14 protein-coding genes and 1 pseudogene are annotated in these 13,909 nt (G+C 37.7%); all 15 read right to left on the bottom strand.

Annotated elements, in window-relative coordinates; all coding sequences use genetic code 11:
* Positions 1 to 92: 92 nt before the first annotated feature.
* The 15 genes and pseudogenes from DIS06_RS12770 to DIS06_RS12840 all read right to left on the bottom strand — a co-directional run bounded on the left by DIS06_RS12770 (position 93) and on the right by DIS06_RS12840 (position 13,901).
* The gene (locus tag DIS06_RS12770; protein ID WP_110113646.1) at positions 93 to 1,124 is read right to left on the bottom strand and encodes a guided entry of tail-anchored proteins factor 1; all 1,032 of its coding nucleotides are present in this window, start codon (positions 1,122 to 1,124) and stop codon (positions 93 to 95) included.
* 409 nt (positions 1,125 to 1,533) lie between these two features.
* Positions 1,534 to 2,535: pseudogene (locus DIS06_RS12775) on the bottom strand (ArdC-like ssDNA-binding domain-containing protein); the annotation flags it as partial.
* On the bottom strand, positions 2,528 to 2,803 hold the full coding sequence (locus DIS06_RS12780; protein WP_098622513.1) for a hypothetical protein: 276 nt from the start codon (positions 2,801 to 2,803) through the stop codon (positions 2,528 to 2,530). The gene DIS06_RS12780 and the pseudogene DIS06_RS12775, both read right to left, overlap by 8 nt.
* Positions 2,804 to 2,853: 50 nt before the next feature.
* Positions 2,854 to 3,288 carry a hypothetical protein gene (locus DIS06_RS12785; protein ID WP_110113648.1) on the bottom strand — a complete coding sequence of 145 codons (435 nt, stop codon included), beginning with the start codon at positions 3,286 to 3,288 and terminating at the stop codon, positions 2,854 to 2,856.
* On the bottom strand, positions 3,289 to 4,485 hold the full coding sequence (gene mobP2 / locus DIS06_RS12790) for a MobP2 family relaxase (RefSeq protein ID WP_110113649.1): 1,197 nt from the start codon (positions 4,483 to 4,485) through the stop codon (positions 3,289 to 3,291).
* Positions 4,482 to 4,739: a hypothetical protein gene (locus DIS06_RS12795; protein ID WP_110113650.1), complete on the bottom strand. Its 258-nt coding sequence runs from the start codon at positions 4,737 to 4,739 to the stop codon at positions 4,482 to 4,484. Before DIS06_RS12795 ends, mobP2 begins: the two co-directional genes overlap by 4 nt.
* Positions 4,740 to 4,996: 257 nt before the next feature.
* The gene (locus DIS06_RS12800; RefSeq protein WP_110113651.1) at positions 4,997 to 5,884 is read right to left on the bottom strand and encodes a hypothetical protein; all 888 of its coding nucleotides are present in this window, start codon (positions 5,882 to 5,884) and stop codon (positions 4,997 to 4,999) included.
* A 10-nt stretch (positions 5,885 to 5,894) separates the two neighbouring features.
* Positions 5,895 to 6,476 (bottom strand): MerR family transcriptional regulator, encoded by a 582-nt coding sequence (locus tag DIS06_RS12805; protein ID WP_110113652.1) that lies wholly within the window; start codon positions 6,474 to 6,476, stop codon positions 5,895 to 5,897.
* Positions 6,477 to 6,490: 14 nt separating this feature from the next.
* Complete coding sequence (locus DIS06_RS12810) at positions 6,491 to 7,603, bottom strand: bifunctional lytic transglycosylase/C40 family peptidase (RefSeq protein ID WP_110113653.1); 1,113 nt, start codon at positions 7,601 to 7,603, stop codon at positions 6,491 to 6,493.
* Positions 7,604 to 7,606: 3 nt separating this feature from the next.
* Positions 7,607 to 9,541, bottom strand: coding sequence for a VirB4 family type IV secretion system protein (locus DIS06_RS12815; RefSeq protein WP_481746864.1), 1,935 nt, complete (start codon positions 9,539 to 9,541; stop codon positions 7,607 to 7,609).
* 45 nt (positions 9,542 to 9,586) lie between these two features.
* Positions 9,587 to 9,937 carry a hypothetical protein gene (locus tag DIS06_RS12820; RefSeq protein WP_110113654.1) on the bottom strand — a complete coding sequence of 117 codons (351 nt, stop codon included), beginning with the start codon at positions 9,935 to 9,937 and terminating at the stop codon, positions 9,587 to 9,589.
* 19 nt (positions 9,938 to 9,956) lie between these two features.
* Positions 9,957 to 10,670, bottom strand: coding sequence for a hypothetical protein (locus tag DIS06_RS12825; RefSeq protein ID WP_110113655.1), 714 nt, complete (start codon positions 10,668 to 10,670; stop codon positions 9,957 to 9,959).
* A 13-nt stretch (positions 10,671 to 10,683) separates the two neighbouring features.
* Positions 10,684 to 10,974 carry a DUF5592 family protein gene (locus DIS06_RS12830; protein WP_097813629.1) on the bottom strand — a complete coding sequence of 97 codons (291 nt, stop codon included), beginning with the start codon at positions 10,972 to 10,974 and terminating at the stop codon, positions 10,684 to 10,686.
* Between the two features lie 39 nt (positions 10,975 to 11,013).
* Positions 11,014 to 13,671 carry a pLS20_p028 family conjugation system transmembrane protein gene (locus DIS06_RS12835; RefSeq protein ID WP_110113656.1) on the bottom strand — a complete coding sequence of 886 codons (2,658 nt, stop codon included), beginning with the start codon at positions 13,669 to 13,671 and terminating at the stop codon, positions 11,014 to 11,016.
* A 23-nt stretch (positions 13,672 to 13,694) separates the two neighbouring features.
* Positions 13,695 to 13,901 (bottom strand): hypothetical protein, encoded by a 207-nt coding sequence (locus DIS06_RS12840; RefSeq protein ID WP_098804920.1) that lies wholly within the window; start codon positions 13,899 to 13,901, stop codon positions 13,695 to 13,697.
* Positions 13,902 to 13,909: the final 8 nt, after the last annotated feature.

The following is a 13,909-nucleotide window of genomic DNA, read 5'->3' on the forward strand; positions in this document are numbered from 1 at the left end:
TTTCGTTCTCCCACCTAAATCCCTCCTTTACTCCACGATATGAAAAAAGAGAGCTTTTCAGCCCTCCCATTCTGTCTAAACTTTTGCTTTTTTTAACGTTCCATTTCTTGTGTCTGGTCCCGTTTTTTTGAGGAAAATGCTCCACTGTTCCGTGCAAAAAACTTTGTAAATCCATTCTGTGATTTCTCTTCTTTTTTCTGCTTGTCATGATCCTTTTTCTCTGTATCCAAAGCCTTTTCAAGCTTGGTTAATTTCTCACGTTGAGAATCAGTCAAATTCAGCTCTTTTAATTCCTGTAACACCTCTTTTTTTAGCTTGTACACCTTATCAAAGGAATGCTTTTGTTCAAACTCCTTCATTTTGGCCAAACGCTGCTCTTTCTCTTGAGGTGTTTCTTGCTTAAGCTGCTTTTCGACAGGAGCTTTTTCTGCTTCAGCTTCCTTTTTCTCTTCTTTAGAAGAATCCTTTTCATCTGATATGCCTAATTGAGCTAACAAGCTTTGTTTAAACAGCTGCTTATACTGTGTTTCTTCACTAGGCTGCTGCAAAGCTTCTAATACTTCTTGTTTGTAACCTTCTTGATATCGGTCCTTCTCTTGTGCCTGTTTTCGTGCTTGAAACTGATGAGAAAGCTCGTTCTCCATGCCTTTCAATTGGTCAGGGGTGAACGTATTTTCCTTTAAAGCACTTGATTTCAACATGACATAATCGTTTTCTGCGTTCACACGGGCTAACATACTATCAATATCTTGAGGCTTTTCTTTTTCATAAGCCTGTAAAAACGTAATATAGCTTGTTTTGAGCTGTGTTTCTCGATCTTTCTCTAAAACAGGATTCACATCATGACTCTTCAAAAAATCAAGTGTTGCTTCACTTTCATAGGCTTGTTTTTGTCCTCTTTCATCAGTGGAAACAAGCAAAACCTGCGGTTTTTCCTCCCCTATAGCTGATTGTGTTAAGTAAACAGCACCAGAAGGTATGTCTTGCAGCTGTTCCCCACTGATGTTTGCCCAACCTGCCTCGATTTTTTCATTTTGTGGATGTTTCATGTACTTCTTTAATTCACGTTTATCTGCAATAAGGGTGTTGAATTGATCATTTGAAAGAGATGTCACTTTTTTCATTGTCGATTCCTCCGTTTAATTCATATTTGGGCATAAAAAAAAGAGCTTTTACGCTCCCTTACCTTTCGAGTTCCTGATCTTCTTTTTTCTTTTTGGTGGTGCCTGTACGTTTTTGGAGTTGCATGTGGTTACCCACTTCCATACGGTCTTGAAAAGTAAGAGATTTCTCTTGAACTTGACCATTGATGATCCCCTTCTCATTTTTAGTGATGTTCGAATCGATCTGATGCTCAAGTTTCACGACTTCCTCCTTTGTCATCCAGCCATTTTTGATCGCTTGTGTTTTGGTTGAATAATATTTCTCTTCAGCCGTGACACGATTTAAAATGCTATCTACATTTTGTGCCGATTCCTGTTGCTGCTTTTGTTTATAATCTTCATATCCTTCTTTCATTTTCTCTTGTACATTTTCAGAAGAAAGAGGATCTGCTTGCTGCTGTTTTTCATCGTTTTTTTCTGGTGACTGATTTTTTTCTCGTTCTTTTACCAACGTTTCTTCTATTGTTTCAATAAAGCCAACGGACGTTTCATGTACTTCTTTTAAAAGCTTGGTTTTATCTTCAAAGGTCTTTCCTTTCGTCCAGTGTGACAGGTATCCTAGAGAATACTCACTCGTATCAATGCCAAAATAAGAAGAAACGGTGTAAGCCGTCATTTCTGCCTGAAATTCTTTTTCGGCAGCTGTATAGTTTAGATGTGTCTCCTTTGTATGAAGTTTCGCATGAGCTAATTCATGTGCCAAAGTTTTTACATTTTGACGTTCAGAGTTGCGAGGATTTAGCGCAACTTCTTTTGTTAACGTGTAAGATACGCCCTTTGCGCTGCCCAGTTCTTCTTTAGGAGCAATGATGGAAATACCGTTCTTTTCTGCAATAGCTTCCATTCCTTTATAAAGTGCCTTGTAATCCTCTATATTGCCTTCTAACCAACGATTCGGAAATATCTTAGGTAAATCACTCGCTTTTGCGTTTGTCTGCGACACGTCAAAAACATGACCGACTGAAAAGTACAGTCGGCCTTGAGTGACTTCTTTTTTCCCCTCTTGAATTAGCTTCTTTTCTTGAGGAGTAGCTTTAGCAATGGACTTTAATTTTCCATTTTCATCTTTGAATTTGGGAACCGTTTTGTTTGGCACAAGAATTTTAATGCCTTTCTCTCCTTTATTGACAGAGAACCCTTTATCTTTCCAAAACTTAAATGAGCCAACAGCTTGAGCACCAAAAAACTGTTCTTGAATAAGAGCCGTGTTCGACATCGAGTATTGATAAAACTTACCCATAAAAGATAAATAGTCTTTTAGTTCTTCGGCAGAATGAAAATGCTGCTCGACCTTCTTCTCCATCCCATTTGTTAACTCTTCAACCTCTTTACGCTTATCTTCGACGGATTTTTTCGCATAGGTTTTACTCATCTTTTCCCTCCTCTTCTTGATAGGAGATCCCCTTAAGCTCTTCTAATTCCTGTTCATACCAAGGCTCCTCTAAATCCACAAAAAGCTTCTGTGTTTTAATATTCATGGGTACCAACATATTTTCTTGATGCACCACGTATTGATGAAACTCCTTCGCTTCTTCTGGACTTAAATTCACCTCTACTTCTTTGTCTTGATACTGTACAATGGCATGATCCTCTCCTACAGCTTTAATGGAAGCTAACACTAAATCCTTGTTAAAAAACATATCTGATTCCTCCTCTACATGTTTAAAACTACCTTTATATAAATCCATCATTAAGATGGTTGTTTCCCTTTGGACTCTTCCCAATCAATCCGTTTTTGACGTTGATTTGCAATACGCTTCTCAACAGCTTCCTTCGCAACCTTTGTGCTATCTAACTCTTGTAAATCTGTTGTCATTAATCCATCAAAACCATGATGGAAGAAAAGACCGTTCATATATTCAATTAAAATTTGTGTGTTTTTATCAGCACTATTTGCACCAAGACGAATCCTTGTTAATTCATCTTTTAAAACCTGATGTAAGTTATTGCTGACCACTTCCGAAATATATTGCAACGACCATTCATTACTTTTAGTTTTTTTATGCTCCATACAGATCTGAGCAATAGCTTCACCCGTAAATCCGATATTGTTTTCTTTCATATACGCTTGAATATATTGTTTTGTTTCCTCATCCAGTGATAATTTCATACGTTGTTTATTCATTTAATAACTCCTCTCTTCCTGACGATTATGTTCAATTTCTTTTTGTAATTGTTCATAATGTTGTTGGTTTTTCCAACTTTCATATTCTGATTTAAACGCTCGCTCCATCTTTTTTAATGCAAAATGCATAGAGACCTTTTGGTTAAAACTTGCAGGACGTTTTGATTGTTTCTTACTTTCTATCATTCTTTTAATCTGTTGCTGCTGCTTATCATAATCTTTCATTTCTTTTAAGAAAGCATTGCCCATTCGCTTATAAAGATCATCAATTTTCGTTTGCTTATAGTTCTTATATCGTTTCTCATCAACCTTTCCTTCTCCATAGGCTTTCTTTAATTCCTCTACTTCCTTATCTAATTTTCCAAGTAATTGTTGGTACTCATTACGATGATACTTTTCAATATATTTTTGACTTAACACATCAATAAATGGCTTCATTGGTTTTAATGTTCGGTAACTATATTGCCACTGCCTTTTATCTTCTGGAAGATGATTATAAATTTGAAGAAACAATGGTTGAATGTCACGATTCTTCCACCTTAATGAAGAATCCTGCTTCTTTTTTCCGACCATATCCTTTCGAATCAACTCATTTATTTTCTGGTGTTGCTCACCTCGATTTAAAATTTGATTCACGACTGTTGACTTCATCGCATCCAACGTTTTAGGCTTTCTTTTGCCTCGTTCACGAGTAGGTTGTGGTTCTACTGTCGCAATATGAATATGAATGTTTCCCGTATTGTAGTGAATGGCAGCTGACCAAACAGCCGACTCATTTAACCTTTCCCTTTTAAGCATTTCCTTCATAGACTGACGGGTAATCTCCATTAATTTTTTCTCATCCACTGTATGAGTATCAGCATCGTATAAACCATTTTCTTGGAGCCAAGGATTATGAAATGTGATAACATCTTGCCACATAGTACTGTTATTTTTCTGCGCTTTTTCAAACAACTTTTTTAATTGCTTTTTCTCCTCGTCATTCAATTGATTCGATTGTTGGGTGAACAAAGAAGATGTCTTATCAGGGTTATCCATATAATCTTGATAAAGAGTAAATAGTTTCTCATGGGCTTCTTGATCTTTCTTCGCATCATCACGATCTACATAATCAACATAATCTTGAAAAGCTTTTTTATCAGATGTAACAAATTTTGTTTTCAAGACCACGCCTGGAATAACAGAAGATGTACTCACTCCTCATCTTCTCCCATCATATCTTGAATAAATCCATTGATGGTTTCAATGGCAACTGCACACCTTTCCATCATCTTTATGTTTCGATCAATGAGACGTTCTAACTCTGCTTCACGATCTTTTTGTTCTTGAAAAACAGCGAGTGTTTCAATCTGACCTTTTAAGAATTCCTGTCGAGAAATCTTTTTTTCTTTTGCGATTTTATCAATTTTTTTTAGTGCAACTGGATCAATATATCGAATTTTAATTTCCATTTTATCCGACCTCTCTTTTGTAGTAGTGCTCTCCCCCCTAAAAAGAGAGAAGAGCATAAGGGGTTTTTGCCCCCACCATAGGTGTGGGGCTAGGCAGAGCCTAGCAAAACCGTGGGTACAAAGAAAATCGCTAAATGTCCCCTTTGCGTCCCCTTTTTTTGGTGTACGTCCCTTTTACGTCCCCTTTTAAAATCCCAATGTCCCCTTTATGTCCCCCTGTTTTGGAGCCATGTCCCCTTTGCGTCCCCCTGTTTTTTTCACTTCATGGCTAAATCTTGTTGCTTTTCATTCAATTTTTGGAGCTTTTCTTGTAAACTTTTTTGTTCATCTTTATAGAGCTGAATGCTTGCATCACTCGACTGAATGGCATCCTTTTTCATCGCAATTTTTGATTCCGTATCAGCTTTTTCCTCATTCACTTGGTACTTCATATCACGTTGTAACTCGTTCATTTCTTGTTGCGTTTGGCGTTTATGTTTGGCTTCTACTGTGATTGCTTTTTCATAGTTTTTCATTTTCTTTTTGACAAACTGTTTCTCTAAATCATTGACCAAAAGCGCATATTCCTGTTTGTTTTTTGTTTCTTTCCCTTCTTCACTTTTCGTTTTTCGTTGGTCAGAATAGAGCGTCGTAATTAACCCATGAGCATCTATTTCTTCTGTTGAATCTGTTTCTGAATCACTCGTTACATCATCCACGTTTATCGTTTCTTTTTCTTCATTTTCTTGATATAGATCAAAGGCAAGTGCTTCCCAATGTGGAGATAGATTGCTGATTCTTACCACATAATAGCCATCATCTTCATACAATAAATGAACAGGTAATTTGATGTTTGGATTCGCTTTTTCTTGTGCAACAAAGCTTACTTCTTCTTCATCTGTTTGATCCATTTTGATGACCATATCCAGTGAGGCATTAGCCGGATGATACACACGATTCTCAATAGTTACGGTTCCTGTTATGTTAGAAGAAATGGCCTCATAGGTTTTCGTATGATACAAAGGATCTTCTGTTTTTAAATAGAATTTCGATGTCAGTAAGGATAAAAAACCGATAAAGAAAAAGATCAACATTGCTGTATACTTCCATGACCGATTGCGATTTAAATTAAATCGATAATCTTCAAATTGCTTCTTAAATGCCATCTGCTCCACCTCATTTCATGATTTCTGTTTTCAATTCTTCAATACTATAAACCACCCATTTATTCTCTTCTTTCCGTAGAGAAACTTTAATAATGTCATGCGTTTGATCGTCGACATTCTCATCTTTTATGACAAGATGATTTGTAAATTCTGCAATGACTTCAACCTCTTCTTGCCCTCCATCATATTGTTGAACATAAAGCTGTACATCGTTTGGAGTAGAGGTGTAACTATCTCCATATACGAACTTTTCAGAAGGATAAAATTGCTCATAAAGCTCTTTGTCCATGATGGATTTTGCAACCTTTTTTCGTTCCTCAAATCCATCTTTTTCACGATGATAGGACACATCGATGAATTGATTCACCGTATTCAAGTAATCTCGTTTTTGTTGTTCTTGGGCAGAAGGGCGAACTTCACTTAGTTGTTTTTTTAGCTCTTTATTTTCTTCTTGTAAGCTGTCATTTGTGACTTGAATTTGTTTCGAAGCTGTTGTGTTGGAGATATTATGGTTAAGGTAGATATTGAAAATGGTCACGCCTGCCACCACAACGGCAAGCGCTCCAAATAATAGTGCTGCTTTATTTTTCATCGCCTTTTCTCCTTTTAAAATCGTTTTACTCTTCCATTAAATCGTTCACCAAAATACGTTCCTTTTGCCATACTTGCGATGGCTACACCTGTTTTTCCTTGGCAGCCTAAAAACTGATTATTGCCAACATAGATTCCAATGTGGCCGTCTATCTTATAGGTATCAAAAAACACCACATCTCCAGGCTTCATGTCTTTTGGATTGATTGCTTGCCCTTGTGTTTTGAGTGTATCGGTTGTTACTCCTGACATCGGACCGACATTCACTCCTACTTGCTCGAATGCCCATCTGACAAAACTTGAACAATCGAAACGTCCTGCGTTAATATCAGATTGAGAGCGTCCACCACCAAAGACGTATCGTGTTTTACCAATCAACGTTTTGCCTGCGTCAATCACTTTCACACCCGATTTCCCACCACTTCCTCCACTCGCAGGAGCTGCCGGTTTCCCATCAGCTGTGATTGTTCCTGTGTAATACTTTAAAACCGCGTTAACGTACAAGGCGTCGCCATAACAGGCGGAATAAGGAACCATTTCAGGACGCACACAGTGATAATTTCCTGTATGCTTTACCTTTTGATATTGCAATTGTGAAAAAGAGATTGCTAGCTCTGGTGTATATTTGCCTCCATTTTTCATGACATAATTGATAAATCCACCGCCAAAATTGTACGACTGAAGGCAAAGTTTCAAATCATAATGAGCCTTTTCTAGGACACTTTTAAAATGTAAAACTCCTTTATCGACCGATAATTCAGGGATAGAAATACACCCAACTGATCCACAATAAGACTCACTACTTTGCATCGGATCGTTGCCTTTTCCTCCACTTTCTTGCATCATAAGTGCCATCATAATTGGCACATACGAAGCATCTAACCCATGTTTTTGTGCGTACTTTTCAAGCAAGGGTTGATACTTCATGACCTCTGGTGACACATTAGCCGTTCCTACACCAATGCCTCCGCCTTCAATCTCTGTTACCTCACTTTGTTGACTATCTTTTTCAAATTCACCTGTAATGGCTACAATTGTACTCATGATTAAGAGGCCCGATAATCCTAACAGGATCAACGTGCCTCCAATCAAATATTTCTTTGGAATGAGCTGTAAAACGATATGCAAGGCTTATGCACCTCCACCGTACAGCACTTTTTCTTCCTCATCGATTTCAATATGAAAGAGAATGTTTTTTACGGACTTAATACAAAGAAGGACATCTCCTATTGGCAACTTCGGAATCTCAGCCAATTCACTATCAGTAATCCCTGTTTTAAAGACTCGTTGAATGGTATCTAAGTTGTTATCATCTTGCTGCATGATAAATTTATATTGCGTTAAATCAAAGAGTTTTTTAATTTTCTCAATCGCTGTTTGTTCGGAGCCATCTGGAACAAAGTCACTGATTAAATGACTCGCATAAATCAATCCAGCAAAGTATTTTCGTGCTTCTCGACTAAACTCAGTTAAGAAATCTAAGGTATGTTCATTTCCTTTTTTCGTGTTAATTAAATGATGAGCCTCATCAATAACAATGAGATAACGAACAGCATCTTCAAAGGTCAATGTCCCTTTCGTAAAGGCTGCCAGTTGTGCTTCTCCATTCTGCAGCATCCCATCCCACAATAAACTCATGACGTTGAAAAGCTGTGCTTGTGCAATTTCATCTTTTAATTTGGATAAATGACGGATGGAGAAGAATACAACTTGTTCATCGTTAAAATCTTCAATGGTTGAAATGCCATCAAACAAATGAGCGTACGTTTCAACCAAGTTTTCAATGTTAAGCTCAATGAGTTCAAGACGACGTTTCCGATACTCTCCTAAGTTCGGATGATGCTCTCTTGTTTTCTCATTTGCATATAGCTCTTTCCGAATGAGCTGTAGGAACTCACTAAACGTTGGATAGGCTTCTGGTGAAAGTCCTGTAATATGATTGCTTGCGCCTTTTTCATCATTCCATAACTTCTTTTGGATATAGAGTTTGCGAAGTAACTTTTCATACTCTTTTAACTCATCATCTTTTGCTTCTGGTGCAATATAGCGATAGAAAACGGTTAGTTTGGATAAATGCTGCGTAAAGCTATTAATCTCATGTACATGTGTTTTAAATACCTGTAAGGGATTAATTTGCCCTTCTGATCCATCTAGCGCAATCTGTTTACCTCCTAATTCTCTGACGAGACTTTCAAACTCTCCTACGATATCAAATCCTCGAATCTTATAGCCTTTAATGGCATTATCCGTGGTGACTTTCTTTAAAAATGTGGATTTACCTGCGCCCATTAAGCCCATCAACACTGCATTATAACTTTTACGTTGTTGGTCTTTGTGAAACAAATCAAAGATGACGCTACCACCTGTACGAGTTGTCCCTTGATACGTACCGTATGGATCATCTAAGTGGGTAAAATGAAAAGGAAACCCTCCGGCTAATGCTAATGCGGGGATTTCCTTTCCTTTTCGCTTATTGGGATACTTCTTTTGTATGTCAAAGTGCGTCACTAACGATTCCCACTCGTACTCTTGTTCATTTAAGAAAATGGATCCTCTGAAGTTATGCGTTTCAAGGTGATGAATGACTTCTTTTAATCGCTTTTCTAAGTCAGGAATCGTTTTTTCTGCAATATAAATGCGAAGGTGTATTCGTTTGATCACTTCACCATTTGTGACTTGACGGTATAGCTCTTTCATATCTAAATATTGTTCTTGTGCATCCATACGATCAATGTTTTCTTTGGCATTCACATGCCGTGCATTTTGTTCCGACATATTTTTATTGATGGCTTCTACGACTTGTTTTCGCTCATCGCTTACCACATCTAAGGTTGTAATGGCATTTGGCATATTCATGATCGGTTCCAGCCAAAAATCATTCACGTTCGTTGGGTACTCATAAATATGAATACAAGTCGAATACCCGTCACCATTTCGAACAAGATTTTCTTTAAAGCTCACGCCTCCTTGTGGTTGAATCTGCGCCACAAAATAAGGATTGTATCCTTTTTTCTGCTTAATCTCTTGAGGTGTTTTCTCTTTTTTACGGAAAGGTAAAGACATCATCTATGTTTCATCCTCTCTTCTTTTTAAATTGAATTTTTATAAAAATTAGGTTATTTGACCGTTTTCATCAAACGTTGATATTTTGTCAAAAACTGTACCAGACTCGATGATTTTAGTAATATCAGAAGATAATTTTATAAACTCTGTTGTATTTTCTTTATTGGCCTCTAGATAGGTGAATTTACAATATAGATACAGCCCTTCATATCCTTCTTCTTTTATTCGTTGAGTATTTATAATGTAACTTTCATACAGTTCGTCTTCAATTAGTTGGCCTACTACATTTTTATGTTCCGTAATATACCACTGAAAATGTCCCTCTGAATCGGGTGCTGCATGAAAAATTAAAACAGCGTCACGCTTATTTTTGTGAAGTCGGATAGCGTATTTTATCACCTTTTATTTTCACCCTTTCTTATTGTTTATTACCAAGCTTGGCATTTTGATTGTAGAGTTTGTAAAGAAGGTTAATTTGTTTTTCATCCGAAACAGGTAACAGAGGGATAGCCAGTTGAATATCTCGCATAAATTGGTCTTTTCGCTCTTTTACAGCGAGTTCAGTCGGTCCATATAGGAAAAGAAAGTATTCTCGATTGGTTCGCCCCCATTCTAAATATTGAAGCTCTTTTAACTTTTTTCGTAAGAATCGAAGGGATAACGCATTGTTGGCCTCTCGAATCTTCTTTTCAAGATACTGTTGTTGCTTTTGTGTTGAAACAGGCAAGTTTAATGAGATGATTTTAAATGGATCTTTGTCGCCCTGGTATGTTTTAGCCAGTGTATAAATATTGCGTCCTGCCTCTTGGTCATGCATGGCATTGATATCTGTACTTTGAAGCTGCCAGATTCCAAAAAAGCCTCCATCATCTTTTAGCTGAAATAATCCACTATCTGTTTGATCGATAATGGGAATAATATCAGCGACACTTTTTTTCACCTCCGGTAATTTCTCTTTCTTTTTTTCCTTTTCAGCCTTTGGAAGTTGTAACAGAGAAAAAGGATTCTTTTTCTTTGTACGAGCGATCTGTTTATCCAGTTCCTTTTCATCAAAGAGAAGGGAGTTACTTGTCTTTTTTTCTTTTAAAATAGGTTTCTCTTTTTCTAGGATTTTTTCATCAAATAATGCCATCTATTACCCTCCTTTATTCTTGATCCCGATCTATCGCACAATACGTGCTCTTCTTTCGTACCAATGTAAGTAATAACGCTTCATACATCCGTTTTTTAGGGTTCGTACTTGGTCTAACGATCATCAATAGCCCAAATATGCCCATGAAGATATAAAAGGGAATTTGAAGTGTAGGATGAATAAAAAAACGTAACATCATCGTGACCATAAGTAAGCCAATAATGAACAACAAATCGAAGAGATAAAGTGATTTATTAATCTTTAATTCCGTCGAGATTTCTTTCGGAATGTTATAGTTTGCCATGATTCTTCTCCTCCCTATAAAAAAGAGAAGTAACGCTTGTTACTTCTCTTCTGGTTTATTTCGTTTCTTTGATCCAAGGTTTCGTAAATCTCGCCCTGTATTTCGTCCAATTTGATAAGAACGTTTTGTTTTATGGATTGTTTGCGAATTATCAATACGTTCTTTTACCTTTCCTACCCCTCCCTTAAAGTTATCTTTTACCACTTGTGCAATATTGCGTGTTTCTATCCGGTTCTGATCTGGCATTGGAATATCGTTTGTTGAAGCAGGAACTGTGTCTTTTTCAATTGGTTGTTTTCCTTGGCGAGGTTCCTGCGTAGCTGCCACTTGGGCTTGGGCTTGATCCATCCCTGTCGGCATGGAAACAGACGGTTCTCTTGTTGGTGTAGGATAGCTTACGTTTTCTACAGGAGAGCCACCTTCACTTGTACTTCCACCGTAACCGGAAGTTTGAATTTCTTCATGAACAGGTGTACTCACATTTCCTACAGAAGATCCGCCTTCACTTGTACTTCCGCCGTAACCGGAAGTTTGAATTTCTTCATGAACAGGCGTACTCACACTTCCTACAGAGGAGCTGCCTCCATTTGTACTTCCACTATGACCGGAAGCTTGCATTTCACCATGTAGAGGAGTACTTGCCTTTCCTACAGAAGAGCTGCCTCCATTTGTATTTCCACTATGACCGGAAGCTTGCATTTCACCATGTAGAGGGGTACTTGCCTTTCCTACAGAAGAGCTGCCTCCATTTGTACTTCCACTATGACCGGAAGCCTGCATTTCACCATGTAGAGGAGTACTTGCCTTCCCTACAGAGGAGCTGCCTCCATTTGTGTTTCCACTATGACCAGAAGCCTGCATTTCATCATGGAGAGAAGCACTTCCACTTTCTACAGAAGATCCTGTACCTTCACTTGCCCTTTCACTTTGATCAGAAGCTTGCATTTCATCATGAAGTGAAGCACTTCCACCTTCTACAGAAGATCCAGTACCTTCACTTGTGCTTTCACTTTGACCAGAAGCTTGCATTTCATCATGGAGAGAAGCATTCCCACCTTCTACAGAAGATCCAATACCTTCATTTGCACTTTCACCATAACCAGAGGCTTGCATTTCATCATGGAGAGATATATTTCCACCTTCTACAGAGGAAGTTGATCCCTGACTATCAGTAGAAACACCTGCTGCTTGCATCTCATCCTGTAAAGAGCTTCCTTGACCTTGACCTGCTCCTTTTCCTTCCGAAGAATTTCCTTCAGTATTTTTGCCCCCTTCTTGCTTTTCAGTAGAAGATAACCCTTGTTGTTGAGCTTTCTGCTCATTTCCTGCGTTTTGACCTTTAGAAGCAACGTTTCCTTTCTCACCTGCCATTCCTGCCTTTTTCATTTCTTCATGTAGAGCTGGCTGTTTTTCTTTATTTCCTTGTGTAGCTAACCCTTTACCAAGACCTCCAACTCCTGCTGCTGTCTGAAGAGCACCACTACCAAGTCCTTTTCCTACATTACCAATACCTTTTGAAAGGTTGGCTCCCCCTTTTGCTGTTCTGCCCATCATGTTGATGCCACTTTCAAGTCCTTTTGCCATCGCAAACCCTCCTGCTAGAGCGCCCCAACCACTTTTTAATCCTGCATCAATCCCAAAGAGACGTTCACACATAATCGGGCCATCTACGACAGCAATACTAAAGGCAATTAATGCGATAAGGTACGGAATACCTTCTAGCTTATCGCTAATAAAGACCGTTCCCATTAAATAGACCTTCATAGATATAAAGATCATAATTGTCACTAGAAATGTATTCAGGATATTTTTTAGAACAGCTTTTAATTTCTGCCCATCTGCTACATCGGCAGGCGCAACTAATTGAGCTAAAATCGCGTTGAATCCTAGCTCGTAACATAGTTTTGCTAACTTAATAGAGGTAAATAATAAGGTCATGCCTATAACAAAAAGTGAGATGGCAATTGTCCAGAAGTTCCATGACCATCGGTAATAAAGTTCGGGAAAGAAATCAAACCATCCATTATCTAATTCTACTAATCCTTCTTTTCCATTAGGTGCAAGAGCTGCCTTATGTGTAATGATTTTTTGTCCATCATCGGATAGCTTATCTTTCTCACTCACTTTAAAATCCTCATCCATCTTTTCGGTAATATCGATCATCATAATATTTTTTTGAGGCACTTTATTCGGTTCTTTTAATTCTAGACTCTTCCACTTGGTAAGATCAAATTGCGCTACATCTGTTAGATTACTTTTAATAATCTTTTCACTTACGGTTCCTTTTTCATTTAAATCAACAGCTTCAATGGCTTGATCGGTGAACTTATCAGCTTTTAACATACTTGTATTTAATAAAAGTAAGACTGCCATTGAGATAAAAATGTTAATCATAATTTGTTCACGATTGACTTTTTTCTGAATAATCAACATATAGCCGATATACAGAAAGGAAAAGGCCAGTAACACATATAAAAAGGGTTGAATCTTCGTAATAAAATCTTGAATGTCAGGAGAATTAAAAAACGATTTAACGCCTAATACACTGTCTGTAATCCCTTCTAGTCCATCTACTAGAAATGAGAGGACTTGAATACATCCCCACCCCAATTTCCGTAATAAATAAGTAAGGATATTTCCAACATCTAAGTACTCCGAAAACTCATGGAGCTTTTCAAGAATTTCTTCATCTTTCATCTGCTCATCTCCTTATGCACGTATTACATGCCTTGAAACAACGTATCAACCGTTATTTCTAATCGTTCATCCAGAGGAGAAACACGAATTTGTACAGGTGCTTCTCCTTCCTGACCTTTTTCCAAGTGTATAGTGCCATCTAGTAAGCCAATTAACACCTGATGCCCTTCCTTCACAATCGGTGCATATTCCTCTAAAATACGCTCTAGTTCCTTTGAAATACTTGTCATTCTTTCTC

It is taken from the genome of Bacillus sp. CGMCC 1.16541, assembly GCF_003184905.1.
Lineage (GTDB): Bacteria > Bacillota > Bacilli > Bacillales > Bacillaceae_H > Priestia.